The organism is Actinoplanes sp. NPDC049316, assembly GCF_040677315.1.
Taxonomy (GTDB): domain Bacteria; phylum Actinomycetota; class Actinomycetes; order Mycobacteriales; family Micromonosporaceae; genus Actinoplanes.
In genome coordinates this window covers 544,585-562,454 of record NZ_JBFAQM010000002.1, presented here as the reverse complement: position 1 = coordinate 562,454, position 17,870 = coordinate 544,585, and the positions used below count along the sequence as shown (strand labels likewise).

Here is a 17,870-nt window from a genome sequence, read left to right as displayed (position 1 = left end):
GCCCTCGTCGCCCGGCCCTCGGCGCGGCGCGCGGCCTGAACCCCCGGCGCGCGGCCTGAACCCCCGGCGCGCGGCGCGCGGCCTGAATTCCCGGCGCGAGGAATGCCGGTCGCCGGCGCCCCGCGTCCCGGCCCACCCTCGCGCCCAGTCCGCCGACACCCCGGCGTCCGATCTGGGCGCCGGTGCGCGGGTCACGGCTCGGGCTGGCAGTGCGGGCACCAGTACGTGACCCGCTCGTCCTGTTCCGCCTTCTGGATCGCCGTACCGCAGCGGCGACACGGCTGTGCTCTGCGGCCGTACACGTAGCTGGTTTGGCCTTTTCGCAGTGATCCGGTGGTTGTCTGAGTCCAGCGGCCGCGGTTGGAGGCCACGAGCTTCTGCGCCATCTTCACCGTGCCGCTCAGATCCTTCACCTGCCCGACCGGGGTCCACGGCCAGAGACCGCGCAGGAACAGCGTTTCCGCCTTGTAGAGGTTGCCGACGCCGGCCAGGTTCCGCTGGTCCAGCAGGGCCTCCGCGATGCTAGCCTCCGGCTTGGCGGCGATGCGGCGTACGGCCTCGTCCGGGTCCCAGTCGGCGCCCAGCAGATCCGGGCCGAGATGGCCGACCAGCGAGTCCTCGTCGGCGGTGGGGACGAGCGTCAGCTCGTGCAGGTGGTACCCGACCGCCACCGAGCGCTTCGTCGACAGCACCACCCGGATCAGGTGCGCGGGCCGGCCCGTCCAGCGTTCGCCGGGCGCGTACGCGCGCCACGCGCCCTCCATGCGCAGGTGCGAGTGCAAGGTCATCGCCTGCTCGTCGCGGGTGAGGCGGAGCAGGAGATGCTTGCCGCGGCTGGCCGACTCGGCGACCGTCCAGCCCGTGAGGTCCGTGGTCGCGAGCCGGGGCACGCGGAAGTCGGAGCCGGTGAGGACGTCGCCGGTCAGGGCTCGTTCCAGGACGCGGGCCGTGTTCCAGACGGTGTCACCCTCGGGCATGGTCTCCATCCTGCCCCGGGCGGCGCGGCGCAATCATCCTGTCCCCGGTGGGCCGGACCGGACCCTGACCCGCACAGCGACGCGGCCGGGGCGGCGCACGGCCACGGCGCGGCGGCGTTGCGGGGCCGGCGCGGGGCTACGGCACGGTGACGCCGCCGGGCCGGCGCGCGGCTACCGTTCGGCGATCCGCAGCATGTCCCCGGGTCGGACGGACAGGACGACCACCGCGCGGCCGCCGTTGACGGCGACGGCCACGCGACCGGCGGAGTCCTCGTACACGATCAATTCGCCCGGACCGGCGTCCCCGAAGGTCTGGGCCCGCCGGGCCTTGACGTTGCCGACGACGAGCTCCGGTCCGAGCCCGCTGAGCATCGAGCCGCCCGCCGCGAGCTGGACGTTGCCGAACCGGTCGACGGTCACGACCTCGGCCTCGAGCCACCCGTCGCCGACGGCCACGACGGGGTCGGCCAGCCGGACCACCGTGGCGGGGTCGACGGACGGGCCGGCGTCGCTCAGCGGGGCGTCCAGCGCGAGCCGGGCGGCGACCGGCGAGAAGATGTCGCGGCCGTGGAAGGTCCGCGAGACGTCACCGAGGAACCAGTCCTCGTTGGTCAGCTCCACCACCGTCTCCAGGCCGCCCAGCGCCTCGGCCGCCCACACCAGCAGGCCGTTGTCCGGGCCGACGAGGAGGCCGTTCGGCGTGCCGATCGCGATGCCGCGCCGGTCGGTGCCGACCCCAGGGTCCACGACGGCGACATGCACGGACGACGGCAGGTGCGGCGCCGTCTGCGCCAGCACCGCGGCCCCGCGCGCCACGTCGGCCGGCGGCACGTGGTGTGTGACGTCGATGACACGTACGGCCGGAGCGAAGCGAGCGATCACCCCGTGGCACGCGGCGACGAACCCGTCGAAAGTGCCGTAGTCTGTGGTGAGGCTGATCCATCCATAGGCGCCCATGGGCATTTACGTTACTGCGTCGGCACGCTGAGTGTGCGCCGGGGCGGCTCCGCCTCCCCGGGGCGTGTCGTCCGGTCTGGCAGATTTGGCGTCATGCGTCTCGTCATCTTCACCGAACCTCAGCAGGGCGCCGGCTACGACGACCTGCTCCGGGTCGCCCGGCTCGCCGAGGAAGCCGGCTACGACGGCTTCTTCCGCTCCGACCACTACCTCGCGATGGGCGGTGACGGCCTGCCCGGCCCCACCGACGCGTGGGTCACCCTCGCCGGCCTCGCCGTCCAGACCTCCCGCATCCGCCTCGGCACGCTGGTCACCTCGGCGACGTTCCGGCTGCCCGGTCCGCTCGCCATCAGCGTCGCCCAGGTCGACGCGATGAGCGGCGGCCGGGTCGAGCTGGGGCTGGGCGGCGGCTGGTTCGAGGCCGAACACACCGGGTACGGCATCCCGTTCCCGCCGCTGGGCGAGCGCTTCGACCGCCTCGAGGAGCAGCTCGAGATCGTCACCGGCCTGTGGACCACCCCGCTGGGCGAGACGTACAGCTTCGACGGCAAGCACTACCAGCTGCTCGACTCCCCGGCCCTGCCGAAGCCGGTCCAGTCGCCGCGGCCGCCGATCATCGTGGGCGGCGCGGGGAAGAAGCGCACCCCGGCCCTCGCCGCCCGCTACGCGGACGAGTTCAACACCCCGTTCGCCAAGATCGAGGACGTCGCCGGCATGTTCGACCGGGTACGCGAGGCGTCGGCGCGGATCGGCCGTACGACCCCGCCGGCGTTCTCGGCCGCAGCGGTCCTCTGCGTGGGCCGCGACGACGCCGAGGTGGCCCGCCGGGCCGCGGCGATCGGGCGCGAGGTCGAGGAGATGCGCGGCAACGGCGGCATCGTCGGTACGCCGGACCAGGTCGTGGACACCCTCGGCCGGTACGCCGAAGCCGGCGCCACGCGCATGTACCTGCAGGCGCTGGACCTGTCCGACCTGGACCACCTCGAACTGGTCGCGAGCGCCGTGGCGCCGCAGCTCTCCTGAGCTCAGCCGCTGATTCTCTGCTCATTCCGCCCCGCCCGGCTACTCAACCTGGCGGGGCGGTATGTGTCGGGTTGGAATGGATGCCGGTCTAGATCGTAAAGTCGCGAACCGTGGAGATTGTCACCGCGCGGCTGGCTTTGCGCCGACCCGCACCCAGCGACCTCGATGTGATCTTCGAGATCCACAGCAACCCGGAATGCTGCCGCCACAACCCGTCGGACCTGCTGACCGATCGCGAAGAGGCGAAGCGCCTCTTCCTGCGCTGGGACGACCACTGGCGGCGGCACAGCTTCGGCTACTGGGTGGTCGCCGCGCGGGACGGCGAGTCGGTGGCCGGGGCGGACGCGGGAACGACAATCGGCTTCTGCGGCCTCAAGTTCGTCCGCTTCCGGGAACGCGAGGTGCTGAACCTCTTCTACCGTCTCGACCCGGCGCACTGGGGCGGCGGCCTCGCCACCGAGGCCGCGGGTGCGGTGGTGCGATGGGCCGGCGAACACCTGCCGGAGTGGCCCATCCTGGCCCGGGTACGCCCGGAGAACCTCGCCTCGCAGACGGTCGCGCAACGGGCGGGGCTGAGCCGGACGGAGGAGCTGGACGAGGCCGGCGAGGACGGCCCCGACTGGATGTTCACGATCCGGTGGCCGCACGGCCCCAGCTGACCGGCGAGCCGGCGCGGGTCTCAGCCCGCGCGGCCGCACCCAAGGCAACCGCAGCCGCAAGCAGCGCGGCCAGCCAACGCGATTGCAGCCCGCAGCGCCGCAATCAGCGCAGCCTTGGCCCGCGCGGCCGCAGCGCGCTCCGAGCAGCCCGGGCGGTCGCCGCGCGGTCGCAGTCAGCGCGACCGCAGCTCGGGCAGCCGCAAGCAGCGCAGGCTCATCCAGCGCGGTCGCAGCGCCCGCGGTCTCGGCCGGCGTGGTCTCGGCCGCGTAGCCGGGGCCGGCGTGGTCTCGGCCGCGTAGCCGGAGCCGGCGTGGCCTCAGCCGCGTAGCCGGAGTCCGCGCGGCGTCGCGCGGAAGCCGGCCGCTGTCAGCGCGTCCCGGAGCGGCGACGAGTGCACCGATTCGCCGTCGGCTCGTTCCACCGACATCGGGCCCAGGGCTCCCGAGGTGACCGAGCGCGCCAGCGCCTGGCCCGCCGCGATCAGGGCCTCCGTGTCGTCGGTGAAGGACAGCAGGGTGCGGCCGCCGCGTTCGACGTACAGGATGAGGTCGCCGGCGACGAGGATGACCAGGGCGCCGGCTTTGCGGCCTGCGCGGTGGCCGGTGGCGGGGGTGGGTTCGCCGTTGCCGCTGTCGACGATGCGGTCCGGCCAGGGCAGGGCGGCGCCGTACGGGTTGGCCGGGTCGGTGGCCGCCAGGACGGTGGCGGTGGCGCCGGTGCGTTTGGCGAGCTCGGCCGGTTCGGCCAGGGCTCGGAGGCGGTCGACGGCGCCGGGGACCGCGAACTGGGCGGCGCCGAGGCCCTCGACGAAGTAGCCGCGGCGGGCCGCTCCGCGTTCCTCGAGGGCACCGAGCACGGGGTAGACCGCGGCGAAGCCCCCGGGGAGGCCCTCAGCCATGACGGCCCCGCGGGTGACGACGCCGTGGCGTTCCAGCAGGAGGTCGGCCTGGGCCGCGGCGCGGCGGGTGGGGTCGAGGTCGCGGTCGGGGAGGCGGGACCAGCGGCCGGCCATCGCGGGGGGTCCGCCGCGGGACGGCATGACCGGGCGCCCGGGACGGCCGGGGTGGCGGTAGCGGGTGCGGGCCGGGGCCGCCTTGGCGCGGTGGGCGCCGCTGCCGCCGAGCAGGGCGCGCAGCGGGGCGAACGTGTCGTTGGTGAGGTGGCCGGCCCAGACGAGGTCCCACACCGCGGCGGCGAGCTCTGTGTCGTCTGTGGAGCGGACCTTGTCGGAGAGCGTACGGAAGAACAACGCCTGCCCATCGCCGAGCGCATCCAGCACAGCCTGGTGCAGCGGCGTGAGCGCGAGCTCCTCGTCGGGCGGGGCGAGCAGCAGCGGGGCGCTGTCCGCGTACGCGAGGGTGACCCAGCCGTCGCCGCCGGAGATGCTGCCGGAGCCGGCCCACAGCACCTCGCCGCCCGCGCAGAGCTCGTCGAGCTGCGGCGGCGCGTAGTCGGCGACCCGGGCGGGCAGGACGAGCCGTTCCCACGCCGACGCGGGCACGGCCAGGCCTTGGAGCTGCTCGACGGTGGCCGCGAGCGCGTCGACGCCCCGGGCGTTGCCGCCGATCTGGTGCCATCGGGGCAGGAACGCCGCGAGCACCCGGGGCGGCACCGGCTCGATCTCGCGGCGCAGCGCGGCCAGGGACCGGCGGCGCAGCAGGCGCAGCACCTCGGCGTCACACCATTCCGTGCCGGCGCCGCCGGGGGAGAACTCGCCCGACACGACGCGGCCGGTGGCGCTGAGCCGCTTGAGGGCCTGTTCGACGACGAAGACGCCCAGGCCGAAGCGGGCCGCGCAGGTGGCCGCGGCGAACGGGCCGTGGGTGCGGGCGTACCGGGCGACGAGGTCGCCGAGCGGGTCGGCCACCGGGTCGAGGTAGGCCTCGGGCACCCCGACGGGCAGGGCCACGCCGAGCGCGTCGCGGTAACGCCCCGCGTCCTCGACGCCGATCCAGCGTTCCTCGCCGGCGACGCGGACGAGGATGGCCCGGCGGGCGGCGCCCAGCTGCTCCGTCCAGGCCGGATCTACCGAGCGGGCCGTCAGCTCGGCCGGTGACAGGTCACCGAGCAGCCGGAGCAGCTCGGCCGCGTCCTCGGCGTCCCGCGGGGAGCGTTGCGTGGTCAGCCACTGCAGCTGGCTTTCGCTCTCGGTGACCACGGTCGGGTCGAGCAGCTCGCGCAGGTCGACGCGGCCCAGCAGCTCGCCGAGCAGCGTGGAGTCCAGCGCGAGGGCGGCGGCGCGGCGCTCGGCCAGCGGGGCGTCGCCCTCGTACAGGAACGCGCCCACGTATCCGAAGAGCAGCGAGCGGGCGAACGGCGACGGGCGCGGCGTCTCGGCCTCGACGAGCCGGACCTTGCGCCCGCCGATCTCGCGCATCAGCCCCACCAGCCCGGGAACGTCGAAGACGTCCTGGAGACACTCGCGCGCGGCCTCGAGGGTCACGGGGAAGTCGGCGAACTCGCGGGCCACGTCGAGCAGCTGGGCCGAGCGCTGACGCTGCTGCCACAGCGGCTGCCGGCGGCGGGGGTCGCGGCGGGGCAGCAGCAGGGACCGGGCGGCGCACTCGCGGAAGCGGGAGGCGAACAGCGCCGACGTGCCGACCGACTCCTCGACGATCTGCGCGATCTCCTCGGGGTCGAACGCGACCAGCTCCGCGCCCGGCGGCTCCTCGGCGGTGTCGGGCAGGCGCACCACGATGCCGTCGTCGGAGGGCATGACCTGGCCGTCCACGCCGTACCGCTCGCCGAGGCGGCGCCCGATGGCCAGCGCCCAGGGCGCGTTGACCCGGGCGCCCAGGACGCAGTGCACGGTCATCCGCCAGTCGCCCAGCTCGTCGCGGAAGCGCTCGACCACGACCGTACGGTCGTCGGGCAGGTTGCGGGTCGCCTCGCGCTGCTCGCGCAGATAGGCCACGAGATTGTTCGCCGCCCACTCGTCCAGCCCCGACTCGCGCAGCGAGGCCACGGCCGTCTCGTCGCCGGCGCGGGTCAGGCCGCGCAGCCGGGCGCCGATGGCCCGGCCCAGCTCGATCGGGCGGCCGAGCGCGTCGCCCTTCCAGAACGGCATCCGGGCGGGCGCGCCGGGGGCGGGGGAGACCAGCACCCGGTCGGGGGTGATGTCCTCGATCCGCCACGAGGTGGAGCCCAGCAGGAAGACGTCGCCGACGCGCGACTCGTACACCATCTCCTCATCGAGCTCGCCGACGCGCGAGGCGCGCTCTGAACCGGCCAGGAAGACGCCGAACATGCCGCGGTCGGGGATGGTGCCGCCGCTGGTGACGGCGAGACGCTGGGCGCCCGGCCGGCCGGTGAGCTGATCGGTCGTACGGTCCCAGACGAGACGGGGACGCAGCTCCGCGAAGGCGGTCGACGGGTAGCGGCCGGACAGCATGTCCAGCACGGCGTGCAACGCGGAGTCGGGCAGCTCCGCATAGGGCGCGGAGCGGCGCACGAGCGCGGCGAGGTCGTCGATGTGCCACTGGTCGAGGGCGACCATCGCGACGATCTGCTGGGCTAGGACGTCGAGCGGGTTGCGCAGGTAGCGCAGCTCCTCGATGGCCCCCTCGCCCATGCGCTCGGCGACGACGGCGCATGAGACGAGGTCGCCGCGGTGCTTCGGGAAGACCACGCCCCGCGAGATCGCGCCGACCTGGTGACCGGCGCGGCCGATGCGCTGCAGGCCGGCCGAGACCGAGGGCGGGGCCTCGATCTGCACCACGAGGTCGACCGCGCCCATGTCGATGCCGAGCTCGAGGCTGGAGGTGGCGACGACCGCGGGCAGCTGCCCGGACTTGAGCGCCTCCTCGATCTGCTTGCGCTCCTCTCGGGAGACGCTGCCGTGGTGCGCCCGTGCGACCACCGGCGGCGCGCCGCCCGCCTCGCCGGACTGGGCCATGACCTGGGCCGGCGGCCGTGCGGCCGGGACAGGTGCCGGCTCCTCGCCGGCGCGCTCGAGAGCCAGCTCGTTGATGCGCGCGCAGAGCCGCTCGGCGCCGCGCCGGGAGTTGGTGAACACGATGGTCGAGCGGTGCGCCTGGATGAGGTCGAGCACCCGCTCCTCGACCGCAGGCCAGATGGACGGCGAGTGCCGGCCGGCGCCCGGGTCGTCGGGGTCGACGTCGGGCACCTCGTCGAGGCGGGTCATGTCCTCGACCGGGACCTCGACGGAGACCTCGATGGTCTTGGCGCTGCCCGGCTGGACGATCTCGACGTCGTGCGCGCCGCCGAGGAAGCGGGCGGTGTCCTCGATCGGGCGCACGGTGGCGGACAAGCCGATGCGCTGGGCCGGGCGCTCCAGCAGCGCGTCGAGGCGCTCCAGCGACAGCGCCAGGTGGGCGCCCCGCTTGGTGGCGGCGACCGCGTGCACCTCGTCGATGATCACCGTCTCGACGCCGCGCAGCGACTCCCGCGCGGCCGAGGTGAGCAGCAGGAACAGCGACTCCGGCGTGGTGATGAGGATGTCCGGCGGCGTCCGGGCGAAGCTGCGCCGCTCGTCGGCCGGGGTGTCGCCGGTGCGCATGCCGACGGTGATGTCCGGCGGCGGCACGCCCAGGCGCCCGGAGGCCTGCCGGATGCCGGTCAGCGGGGCGCGCAGGTTGCGCTCGACGTCGACGGCCAGGGCCTTGAGCGGGCTGACGTAGAGCACACGGCAGCGGTGTTTCGGGTCCTCGGGCAGCGCCTCGTGGGCGAGCCGGTCCAGCGACCAGAGGAACGCGGCGAGGGTCTTGCCGGAGCCGGTCGGCGCCACGACGAGCGCGTTGCGGCCGGCGCCGATCGCCCGCCACGCGCCGGCCTGGGCGGCCGTGGGCGCGGCGAAGGCGGCCTTGAACCACTCCCGGGTGGGCAGGCCGAACTGCTCCAGCACGTCTCGCACAGTCCCATGGTGCCCCGGGGGTCCGACAAAATTCCCCGGGCTCGCAGGACATCCACCGGCGCCGCCGGTCCGAATGGGGGACGACGGGCCGAGGAGGAGACGGGCATCAATCAGACGTTGGACCACAGGACGGACGCCCGGCGGGCGGGCCCGCCCGCCCGGACGGACCATGGTGCCGGTCTGGTGACGTGCGGCACATTGATGGGCGCAGAGCGTGCGCATCGATCGCCGCCACGCCCGATGCCACACGAGCCCCACGACCAGGAGGCTGAAGTGCAACGCATCATCGCAGCGGCGCTGACCGGGCTGGCCTTGCTCGGTCTGTCCCCGACGCCCGCCCGGGCCGCCGGCGCCGGTTACGTCCGGCTCGCGCACCTCTCACCGGACACCCCGGCGGTCGACGTCTATCTAAAGTCGATGTCCGGTGCGCTCGCCGATCAGAAGTTCGACGGCGTCGCGTACGGCGCCATGTCCGACTACCTGCGTCTGCCCACGGGCTCCTACTCCGTCGCCATGCGCAAGGCGGGCGCCGCGGCGAGCGCCCCGCCGGTGCTCACCACTCAGGTCACCGTGAACGACGGCGGGGCGTACACGGTCGCGGGCGTGGGCCGGTACGCCGATCTGGGCCTGCGCGTGCTCAAGGACGACCTCCGGCTGCCCGGCCGCGACGAGTCGAAGATCCGGATCATTCAGGCCTCCGTACGCGCACCCGTGCTCGACGTGGGCGGCGCCAACGGTGCCACCATCGCCGACCGGGTCGCGTTCGCCACCACCACCGCCTACCGGGAGGTGAACCCCGGCAAGTGGACGGTCAAGGTGCAGCCCAGCGGCGGCGGCGCGACGAGTGAGCTGCCCTGCACGCTCGGGGCGGGCAACGTGTACTCGTTGCTGGTCCTCGACGACAAGAAGGGCGGCCTCAAGCCGGAGCTGCACATCGACGCGGCGCGCCGGGGTGGCGTCCCGCAGGGCGGGGTGGCCACGGGTGCGGGTGGCAGCCTGCCGCAGAGCCCGCTGCCGACGGCGCTGCTGCTGGCGGCGGTCACCGCGCTGCTCGCCGGAGGCGTGTTCCTGGCCCTCCGGCGGGGCCGGCGAACAGCCTGATGAGGGTACGTGCGGCCGTGGTCTCCCTGCTCACGGGACTCGTGGTCGGTGCCGGGTACCTGCTGCTCCACGAGCCTGCTCGCACCGGTGCGCCGGGCCGGTCGGCTCAGCTCCCGCCGAGCATCGTCTCGCCTGCTGTGCCCGTACCTTCGAATTGGCCGGAACCGGAAGGCGTGCCGGACCCGTTCCGGATCGCTCAGCCGGCGGTCAGCGGCCCGCCGACCCGTCTGCGGGTCGCGGCCGTCGGCATCGACACCGCGCTGGAGTCGCTGCATCTGGGAGCCGGCGGCGAACTGGTGCCGCCGGAGAGCTATGCGCGCGCCGGCTGGTACGCCGACGGCACCGCACCCGGGGACATCGGCCCCGCAGTGCTGGCCGGCCACGTCGACTCGAAGAGCGGCCCGGCGGTGTTCTACCGGCTGCGCGAGGTGGACATCGGCGACCGCATCGAGGTGACCCGCGGGGGCCGGACGGTGACCTTCACGGTGACCTCGACGGCGTGGTATCCGAAATCCGACTTCCCGGCCGACCTCGTCCACGGCCCGACCCCCGACCGCCAGTTACGCCTCATCACCTGCGGCGGAGTGTTCGACCGGAGCCTGCGGTCCTACCGGGACAACCTGGTGGTCTACGCGGTGGCCGGGTGATCGTGGTAGGCCGGGTCGCGGACCCGCGACTATCCTCATGACGAAGCGACGGGGTGGGGGCCGATGGCGGTCAGGCGGATGCTCATAGCCGGTCGGTATCGTCTCGACGAGCCGGTCGGGGCCGGAGGCATGGGCCGCGTCTGGCTCGCGCGCGACGAGATGCTCGACCGTGACGTCGCCGTCAAGGAGTTCGTCCCGCCGGAGTGGATGACCGACGAGGAGAAGGCACGGCTGCGCACGCGGACGCTGCGTGAGGCCCGCAGCGCGGCCCGGCTCAACCATCCGCACGTGGTGAAGATCTACGACGTCGTGCACGCCGAGGATCTGCCGTGGATCGTGATGGAGTACGTGCCGTCGCGCTCGCTGCACCAGGTCGTCGGTGAGGACGGGCCCTACCCGCCGCCCGAGGCGGCCCGCATCGGCATCGACGTGCTGTCGGCCATCACCGCCGCGCACCGCGCCGGGGTGCTGCACCGCGACGTCAAGCCGCACAACGTGCTCATCGGCACCGACGGCCGCGTGGTGCTCACCGACTTCGGCCTCGCCACGTTCGTCGACGACGGCGCGGTGACCGGTCCCGGCCTGATCGTCGGCTCACCGCAGTACGTCTCCCCGGAACGCGCGCGCGAGGGCGCGTCCACGGTGGAGTCCGACCTGTGGTCGTTCGGCGCGACGCTGTACTTCGCCGTCGAGGGCCGCTCGCCGTTCGCACGGGACAGCGCGATGGCCACGCTGATGGCGCTCGCGACCGACGAGCCCGATCCGCCGACGCGGGCGGGTCCGCTCACGCCCGTGCTGACCGGGCTGCTGCGGCGCGAGCCGGTCGAGCGTCTCACCGCCGATCAGGTGGGGGAGCGGCTGCGCGGGATCGTCGCGGCTCAGCCGGCGCGCGTGGCCGTGCCGTCGCCCCGGCGGCCGCCCGATCTGGAGGAGGGTCCGGCGCGGGCGGCCGGGCCGCCGCCCGAGCGGGAGAAGCATCCCAGTGCCCCACTGATCCCGGCCCAGCGGCAGGCTCCCGCGCCGGCTCGTCCGCGCTCGCGGCTGGCGCTGGCGGGTGTCGTGACGGCTGCGCTGCTGGGCAGCGCCGGCGTGGCCGCCGGGCTGGCCCTGCGCGACGACGACCCCCGGCCGCCGCCCGTCGCCGCGTCACCGCAGGCGCTGACGTCCTCCGGGACCGGCGGCGGCGTCACGGGAGGGTTCAGCCCGGTCAACTGCCTCAAGCCACCCACCTCGGGTACGCGCACGACACCGCAGTCGGGCGCGGAGAAACTGCGCAACGGCTGGGCGCTCTACGACGGCTGGTCGTACTTCACGCTGGACGACTTCCACATCGCGGTGCCCGACGGCTGGACGTACGAGCGCGTCGGCACGACGGTCTGCTTCCGTGACCCCAGCAACCTGCGCGTCCTGAGCATCGACCCGGAGCGCAACCCCAAGGGCGATCCGGTCAAGGCCTGCCGCGCCGAGGTCAACCGGCTCAAGGGAGCGGGCAGCCTGCCCGACTACCGGGAGTACGCGATCCGCCGTGTCCCCGCGCTGACCCGCGCCGCCGACTGGGAGTACGCGTACGACGCGCCGTCGGGCGATCGCATGCACGCGATGACGCGGTGGATCGCCTCCGACGGCAAGGCGTACGCGTTCGGCCTGACGACCCGCGATCTCGACTGGCCGGCGAACTTCGCGACCTGGGGCATGATCGTCAGCACCTTCTACACCGAGGGCTGAGGTATGGCTCAGTCGGTATGAGTGCATCGACGGCTCTCTCTGCGATGCTCAGCGTGGCCGCCGCCACACCCGGCGCGACGGCGACCCCGAGCCCGCGGAGGACCCCTTGAGAGCACTGCCCCTGATCGGCGCGACGGCCCTGCTGCTGACCGTCGCCGCCGCGGCCCCGGCTTCGGCGGCCGCGGTCACCCCGCCGGACATTCCCGTCGCCAACGTGAAGAACCACCTGAGCCAGCTGCAGTCGATCGCCACGGCCAACGGCGGCAACCGCGCGCACGGCCGGCCCGGCTACCTGGCCTCCGTCACCTACGTGAAAGGCCTGCTCGATGCCGCCGGCTTCCAAACCCAGCAGCAATCCTTCACGTACGGCGGTGCGACCGGCTACAACCTCATCGCGGACTGGCCGGGTGGCGACACGAACGACACCCTCATGGTCGGCGCGCACCTCGACAGCGTCACGGCGGGACCGGGCATCAACGACAACGGCTCCGGCTCGGCCGCCAACCTGGAGGTCGCGCTGGCCGTGGCGCGCAGCGGCTTCCAGCCGCAACGGCACCTGCGGTTCGGCTGGTGGGGCGCCGAGGAGCTCGGGCTGCGTGGATCCACCGCGTACGTGAACTCGCTCAGCTCCGCCCAGAAGGCCGCGATCACCGGCTACCTGAACTTCGACATGGTCGCCTCGCCGAACCCCGGCTACTTCCTCTACGACGGCGACAACTCCGACGGCACCGGCTCCGGCCCCGGCCCCGCGGGCTCCGCGCAGATCGAGAGCACGCTGGCGGCGTACTTCAGCTCGATCGGCGTACCGACCCGCGGCACCGACTTCGACGGCCGCAGCGACTACGGGCCGTTCATCGCCGCCGGCATCCCCGCGGGCGGCATCTTCACCGGCGCCGAGGGGCGCAAGACCGCCGCGCAGGTCCAGCTCTGGGGAGGTACGCAAGCCGCGTTCGACGCCTGCTACCACCGCGCCTGCGACACCGTCTCGAACATCAACGACACCGCGCTGGACCGCAACTCCGACGCGATCGCGTACGCGGTCTGGACGCTCGCAGCCGGCACCGCGACCCCGCCGCCCGGTGAGACGGTCTACTCCGACGGCTTCGAGACGGCCACCGGCTGGACCACCAACGCGGCCGGCACCGATACCGCGACCGCCGGCGCCTGGGAACGCGGCGACCCGGCGGCCACCAGCTCCGGCGTCGCCACCCAGCTCGGTACGGCCGCAACCGGCAGCTACGACCTCGTGACCGGCGCGGCGGCCGGTGCGAGCGCGGGCACCTACGACGTCGACGGCGGTACGACCACCGTCCGCTCGCCCGCCATCACCCTGCCGACGGGCACGCTGTCGCTGTCGTTCTCGTGGTACCTGGCGCACCTCAACAACGCGTCCAGCGCCGACTACTTCCGCGTACAGGTGATCTCCGGCAGCACGGCGACCACCGTGTTCAGCCAGGCCGGGGCGGCGAGCAACCGGGCCGCCGCGTGGCAGACGGCGACGGTGAACCTCTCCGCGTACGCCGGTCAGAGCGTCCGGCTGCAGGTGGAGGCCGCGGACGCCGGCACGGCCAGCCTCGTCGAGGCGGCCGTGGACAACGTGGTGATCAGCCGGTCCTGAGCTCGCGTCGATGCCCGGGCGGGTCTTCGCCCGCCCGGGCCGTTCGTTCAGCGGATCTTCAGCGGTCGCTGATATTCTTCGTCGGGTGATCGGCAGTAGTCAGCCGGGCTCGGCCCGGCTCCCCGTCCCCCGCCTCTCCGCGTCATGGTCCCTCCCGTGTTGATCCTGGCGGGCGTGCTGCTCGTGATCGCGGTGACGGCCGTGACCGGCTATTTCGTCGCCCAGGAGTTCGGCTACGTCGCGGTCGACCGCGGCCGCCTGCGGCAGGATGCCGAGGCTGGCGACAAGGCCGCCCAGCGCGCGCTCAAGGTCACCGAACGCCTCTCCTTCGTGCTCTCCGGCGCCCAGCTCGGCATCACCGTCACCGGCCTGATCGTCGGCTACGTGGCCGAGCCGTTCATCGGCGACGGCCTGGCCGACCTCCTCGGCGTCGCCGGCGTTCCCGCCGCGGTCAGCATGCCCATCTCGCTCGTGCTCGCGCTCACCATCTCCACCGTCGTGCAGATGGTGCTCGGCGAGCTCGCGCCCAAGAACCTCTCGATCGCCCGCCCGGAACCGGTCGCGAAGGCGCTCAGCCGCTCCACGCTGATCTACCTCGCGGTCTTCGGCCCGGTGATCAAGCTGTTCGACCTGGCCGCCGCCAAGCTGCTGCGCCGGCTCGGCGTCGAACCCATCGAGGAGCTGCCCGAGGGCGCCACCGCCGAGGACCTCGAGCAGATCATCGCCGAGTCGCGGGCCGAGGGGCACCTCGACCCCGAGCTGTCGGCGCTGCTCGACCGGGGGCTGGACTTCCGCCGGCGGACGGCGTCCGAGGTCATGGTGCCGCGGGTCGACGTGCACACCGTGCAGGCGTCCGACCCGGCGTCGCAGGTCGTCGCCCTGCTCGACACGGGCCGCTCCCGCTTCCCGGTCCGCTCCGGCACGGGCGTGGACGAGATCGTCGGCGTGGTCGGCATCGCGGACATCCTCGCCGTGCCGGCGGCGGAGCGGTCCCGCGTACGGATCTCCGACATCTCCGTGCCGCCGCTGTTCGTGCCGGCCTCGCTGCGCCTGCCCGTGGTGCTCGACCGGCTGCGCGCCGGCCACCGCCAGCTCGCCTGCGTCGTCGACGAGTACGGCGGCTTCGCCGGCATCATCACGCTCGAGGACATCGCCGAGGAGCTGGTCGGCCCCATCCGCGACGAGGACGACCTGCCCGAGCCGGCCCCGGCCCGCCAGGACGACGGCTCGTGGATCGTCCCGGCCCGCTGGCGCATCGACGAGGTCACCGACGCGACCGGCGTACCCCTGCCCGAGGCCGCCGGCTACGACACCATCTCCGGCCTGGTGATGGCCGAGCTCGGCCGCGTCCCCCAGGTCGGCGACTCGGTGTCGCTCGACTCGGGTACGGCCCTCGCGGTGCTGTCGGTGGACCGCCACGTACCCGAATCGGTCCGGATCTCGGCTTCGTCGACTTCGTCCCCGGCGTCGCCGGCTTCCTCCTCGCCCTCGGCGGCTTCGTCTTCGGCCTCGGCGTCGGGGGTGACCCGATGAGCACGACCTGGGCCGTCATCTCCTCCCTGATCCTGCTCGCCGGCAACGGCTTCTTCGTGGCGGCCGAGTTCGCCCTGGTGGCCAGCAAGCGCTACCGCCTCGAACACGCCGCGGCGGAGGGCAGCCGCGCCGCCCGCGCCGCGCTGGACGGCAGCCGCGACCTCGCCCTGATGCTCGCCGGCGCCCAACTCGGCATCACCCTCTGCACGCTGGGCCTGGGCGCCCTCGCCGAACCGGCCATCGAGCACCTGGTCCACCCGCTCCTGCACGCGGCCGGCCTGCCGGACGTCCCGAGCGGCGTGATCGCCTTCCTGCTCGCCCTGGTCCTGGTGACGTTCCTGCACCTCGTGATCGGCGAGATGATGCCCAAGTCCTGGGCCATCACCGACCCGGAACGCTCGGCGACGATCCTCGCGCTGCCCTTCCGCGCGTTCGTCCGGGCGATCCGGCCGGCCCTCGTCGGCCTCAACGGCCTGGCGAACGCGGCGCTCAAGCCGTTCGGGGTGCACGCGCAGGACCAGCTCGCCCAGGCGCACGGCCCGGAGGAGATGAACATCCTCCTCGAACGGTCGCGCGCGGAAGGCCTGCTGGAGGCGGAGCAGACGGAGCTGCTGACAAGCATGCTCAAGCTGCAGGAGACGAAGGTCCGCGACCTGCTGATCCCGGACGACCAGCTGGTGACAGTGTCACCCGGGTCGACGGCGGCCGAGGTGGAGGCGGCGTCGCTGCGCAGCGGGCGGTCGCGGCTGGCTGTGGTCTCTGCCGGGCCGCTCTCTGCCGGTTCGTTCTCTGCCGGTTCGTTCTCTGCCGGTTCGTTCTCTGCGGGGCCGGTCTCTGCCGGTTCGGCCTCTGCCGGTTCGGCCTCTGCCGGGCCGGTCTCTGCCGGGCCGGTCTCTGCCGGGGCGGCGTCGGCGGCGGCGAGTTCCGGCGCGGCTGGGCCGGATTCTTCGGTGGCCGCTTCCGGTGCGGCGTCGGCCTCTGCGGGCTCGGGAGCGGGCTCGGGCTCGGGTGGTCAGGTCGTGGGCGTGGTGCACGTCCGGGAAGCGGTCCGGGCCACCACCGCCGGCATGCCGGCGACTGCCGCGCAGCTGATGGACCCGCCGTTCGACCTGGACGCCTCCGTCACGGTCACCGACGCGGTGACCCGCATGCGCGCGGCCCGCGCCCAGCTCGCCATGGTCACCCGGGACGGGGAAAGAGTCGGCTTCGTCGCCCTCGAAGACCTGCTGGAGCAGGTGATCGGCGAGTTCGACGACGAGACTGACCCGGTACCGGTAGGCAGGCGCATGCGCTGACCCCACCGGCGCGGGATCGGCCGGTCCGGTCGTCAGGCCGGCCTGCCGTCGGGTTGTCGGCTAGCCGGATTGCCGGCCCGGTGGCTTGTTGGCCCGGTGGCTAGCCGGATTGCCGGCCCGTTGGCTCGCTGGGCCGATGGCTTGCCGGGCTGGTGGCTTGCCGGGTTGTTGGCTCGGTGGCTAGCCGGATTGCCGGGCCGCTGGCTTGCCGGGCTGGTGGCTAGCCGGGTTGTTGGCTCGGTGGCTAGCCGGATTGCCGGGCCGCTGGCTTGCCGGGCCGGCGGCTCGCCGGGTTGCTGGCTTGCCGGCCCGCCGGCCCGCCGGCGCAGAGGTGGGCGGCGGCCCGGTCGGTGGGCGCATGCGCTGAGAGGGGTGCGGGGATGGTTTTCGGCAGAGTGCTGCGCGCGTTCGGCGTGGGAGGCCCGAGCGTCCACACCGTCCTCGCCAATCCCGGCGCGTACCCCGGAAGCCCGCTGATGGGCGCGGTCCGCCTCACCGGCGGCGACTACGACGTGGCGGTGGAGACGATCGCCGTAGGGCTCGTGACCAGGGTCGAGGCCGAGGACGGCGACGCCCTGCTCGAATTCCACCGCGCATGGGTGGCGGCGGGCTTCACGCTGGCGGCGGGCGAACACCAGGACATCCCCTTCACGATCACCCTGCCGTGGGAGACACCCCTGACCCACGCGTACGGCGATCGCCTCAGCGGAATGTCCCTCGGTATGCGCACGGAGCTGACGACCGAAGAGGTGGCCGACACCGGCGACGTGGACGTGCTTGCGGTCCACCCCCTGCCGGTCCAGGAGAAGGTGCTGACATCCCTCAACCGCCTGGGCTTCCACTTCCGCCACGCCGACGTGGAAAGAGGAGCAATCTACGGGGTACGCCACGAGCTCCCGTTCTTCCAGGAGATCGAGTACGCCCCGCCACCCGGCTGGCCGGCGAACGAGCTCGAGCTGACGTTCGTCGCGGACTCCGAGGGCGTCGAGGTGATCCTCGAGCTGGAGAGACACGGCGGCCTGCTGAAGCCGGCCCGGGACGCGTACGGCCGGCTTCGGATTCCCCATGATGAAGCGGAGCAGGGGGAGTGGGATACGGAGCTCGACTCGGTGTTGCGGGGGGCTCTGGCGGAGCTCGGCTGAGGACTGGGCCGGGCGTCCTGCGGTGTCCGCCGTCGGGTGCGGGTTGAGTAACGGGTCGGCGGGTCCGCCGGGTGCGCTGCTGGTCCGGGTTGCGGTCTGCCGGGTGTGCTGCCGGGTCCGGCTTGGGTGTCCGACAGGTGCGCTGCTGGGTGCGGGTTGGGCTCTGCCGGGTGTGCTGCTGGGGTCCGGGTTGGGGGTCCGCCGGGTGCGCTGCTGGGTGCGGGTTGGGCTCTGCCGGGTGTGCTGCTGGGGTCCGGGTTGGGGGTCCGCCGGGTGCGCTGGTGGGTGCGGGTTGCGGGTCCGCTGGCGGGTGCGGGTT

At 73.6% G+C, this 17,870-nt stretch carries 12 protein-coding genes; 9 read left to right on the top strand and 3 right to left on the bottom strand.

What is annotated here, in order from left to right; all coding sequences use genetic code 11:
* Positions 1-191: 191 nt before the first annotated feature.
* Together AB0K03_RS05150 and AB0K03_RS05145 are read right to left on the bottom strand one after the other, a co-directional pair.
* Positions 192-977: a DNA-formamidopyrimidine glycosylase family protein gene (locus AB0K03_RS05150; RefSeq protein WP_364680646.1), complete on the bottom strand. Its 786-nt coding sequence runs from the start codon at positions 975-977 to the stop codon at positions 192-194.
* A 171-nt stretch (positions 978-1,148) separates the two neighbouring features.
* On the bottom strand, positions 1,149-1,934 hold the full coding sequence (locus AB0K03_RS05145) for an SAM-dependent chlorinase/fluorinase (RefSeq protein WP_364680644.1): 786 nt from the start codon (positions 1,932-1,934) through the stop codon (positions 1,149-1,151).
* Between the two features lie 93 nt (positions 1,935-2,027).
* On the opposite strand from AB0K03_RS05145, the gene AB0K03_RS05140 reads away from it, so the two are divergent.
* Entirely contained in the window at positions 2,028-2,957 is a 930-nt protein-coding gene (locus tag AB0K03_RS05140) for a TIGR03560 family F420-dependent LLM class oxidoreductase (protein ID WP_364680642.1), read from the top strand.
* Between the two features lie 110 nt (positions 2,958-3,067).
* On the top strand, positions 3,068-3,616 hold the full coding sequence (locus AB0K03_RS05135) for a GNAT family N-acetyltransferase (protein ID WP_364680639.1): 549 nt from the start codon (positions 3,068-3,070) through the stop codon (positions 3,614-3,616).
* 317 nt (positions 3,617-3,933) lie between these two features.
* Here AB0K03_RS05135 and AB0K03_RS05130 read toward each other — a convergent pair whose 3' ends face one another.
* A complete protein-coding gene (locus AB0K03_RS05130) occupies positions 3,934-8,490 on the bottom strand; it encodes an ATP-dependent helicase (protein ID WP_364680636.1) in 4,557 nt (1,518 codons plus the stop codon).
* Between the two features lie 273 nt (positions 8,491-8,763).
* Between AB0K03_RS05130 and AB0K03_RS05125 the strand changes: the two genes are divergently transcribed.
* From AB0K03_RS05125 to AB0K03_RS05095, 7 genes are all read left to right on the top strand, one after another.
* Entirely contained in the window at positions 8,764-9,591 is an 828-nt protein-coding gene (locus AB0K03_RS05125) for a DUF4397 domain-containing protein (protein ID WP_364680633.1), read from the top strand.
* Positions 9,591-10,238: a class F sortase gene (locus AB0K03_RS05120; RefSeq protein WP_364680630.1), complete on the top strand. Its 648-nt coding sequence runs from the start codon at positions 9,591-9,593 to the stop codon at positions 10,236-10,238. Before AB0K03_RS05125 ends, AB0K03_RS05120 begins: the two co-directional genes overlap by 1 nt.
* A gap of 63 nt (positions 10,239-10,301) precedes the next feature.
* Entirely contained in the window at positions 10,302-11,963 is a 1,662-nt protein-coding gene (locus AB0K03_RS05115) for a protein kinase domain-containing protein (protein ID WP_364680627.1), read from the top strand.
* Positions 11,964-12,069: 106 nt separating this feature from the next.
* Positions 12,070-13,581, top strand: coding sequence for a M28 family peptidase (locus AB0K03_RS05110; RefSeq protein ID WP_364680624.1), 1,512 nt, complete (start codon positions 12,070-12,072; stop codon positions 13,579-13,581).
* 156 nt (positions 13,582-13,737) lie between these two features.
* Positions 13,738-15,114 carry a hemolysin family protein gene (locus AB0K03_RS05105; protein ID WP_364680622.1) on the top strand — a complete coding sequence of 459 codons (1,377 nt, stop codon included), beginning with the start codon at positions 13,738-13,740 and terminating at the stop codon, positions 15,112-15,114.
* On the top strand, positions 15,111-16,409 hold the full coding sequence (locus AB0K03_RS05100) for a CNNM domain-containing protein (RefSeq protein WP_364680619.1): 1,299 nt from the start codon (positions 15,111-15,113) through the stop codon (positions 16,407-16,409). The genes AB0K03_RS05105 and AB0K03_RS05100 overlap by 4 nt, the downstream gene beginning before the upstream one ends.
* 380 nt (positions 16,410-16,789) lie before the next feature.
* Complete coding sequence (locus AB0K03_RS05095) at positions 16,790-17,551, top strand: sporulation protein (RefSeq protein ID WP_364680616.1); 762 nt, start codon at positions 16,790-16,792, stop codon at positions 17,549-17,551.
* Positions 17,552-17,870: the final 319 nt, after the last annotated feature.

Excerpts from the sequence above, each read along its gene's own strand:
- AB0K03_RS05150 (WP_364680646.1), bottom strand. The coding sequence starts at position 977 with ATGCCCGAGGGTGACACCGTCTGGAACACGGCCCGCGTCCTGGAACGA.
- AB0K03_RS05145 (WP_364680644.1), bottom strand. The coding sequence starts at position 1,934 with ATGGGCGCCTATGGATGGATCAGCCTCACCACAGACTACGGCACTTTC.
- AB0K03_RS05140 (WP_364680642.1), top strand. The coding sequence starts at position 2,028 with ATGCGTCTCGTCATCTTCACCGAACCTCAGCAGGGCGCCGGCTACGAC.
- AB0K03_RS05120 (WP_364680630.1), top strand. The coding sequence starts at position 9,591 with ATGAGGGTACGTGCGGCCGTGGTCTCCCTGCTCACGGGACTCGTGGTC.
- AB0K03_RS05115 (WP_364680627.1), top strand. The coding sequence starts at position 10,302 with ATGGCGGTCAGGCGGATGCTCATAGCCGGTCGGTATCGTCTCGACGAG.
- AB0K03_RS05100 (WP_364680619.1), top strand. The coding sequence starts at position 15,111 with ATGAGCACGACCTGGGCCGTCATCTCCTCCCTGATCCTGCTCGCCGGC.
- AB0K03_RS05095 (WP_364680616.1), top strand. The coding sequence starts at position 16,790 with ATGGTTTTCGGCAGAGTGCTGCGCGCGTTCGGCGTGGGAGGCCCGAGC.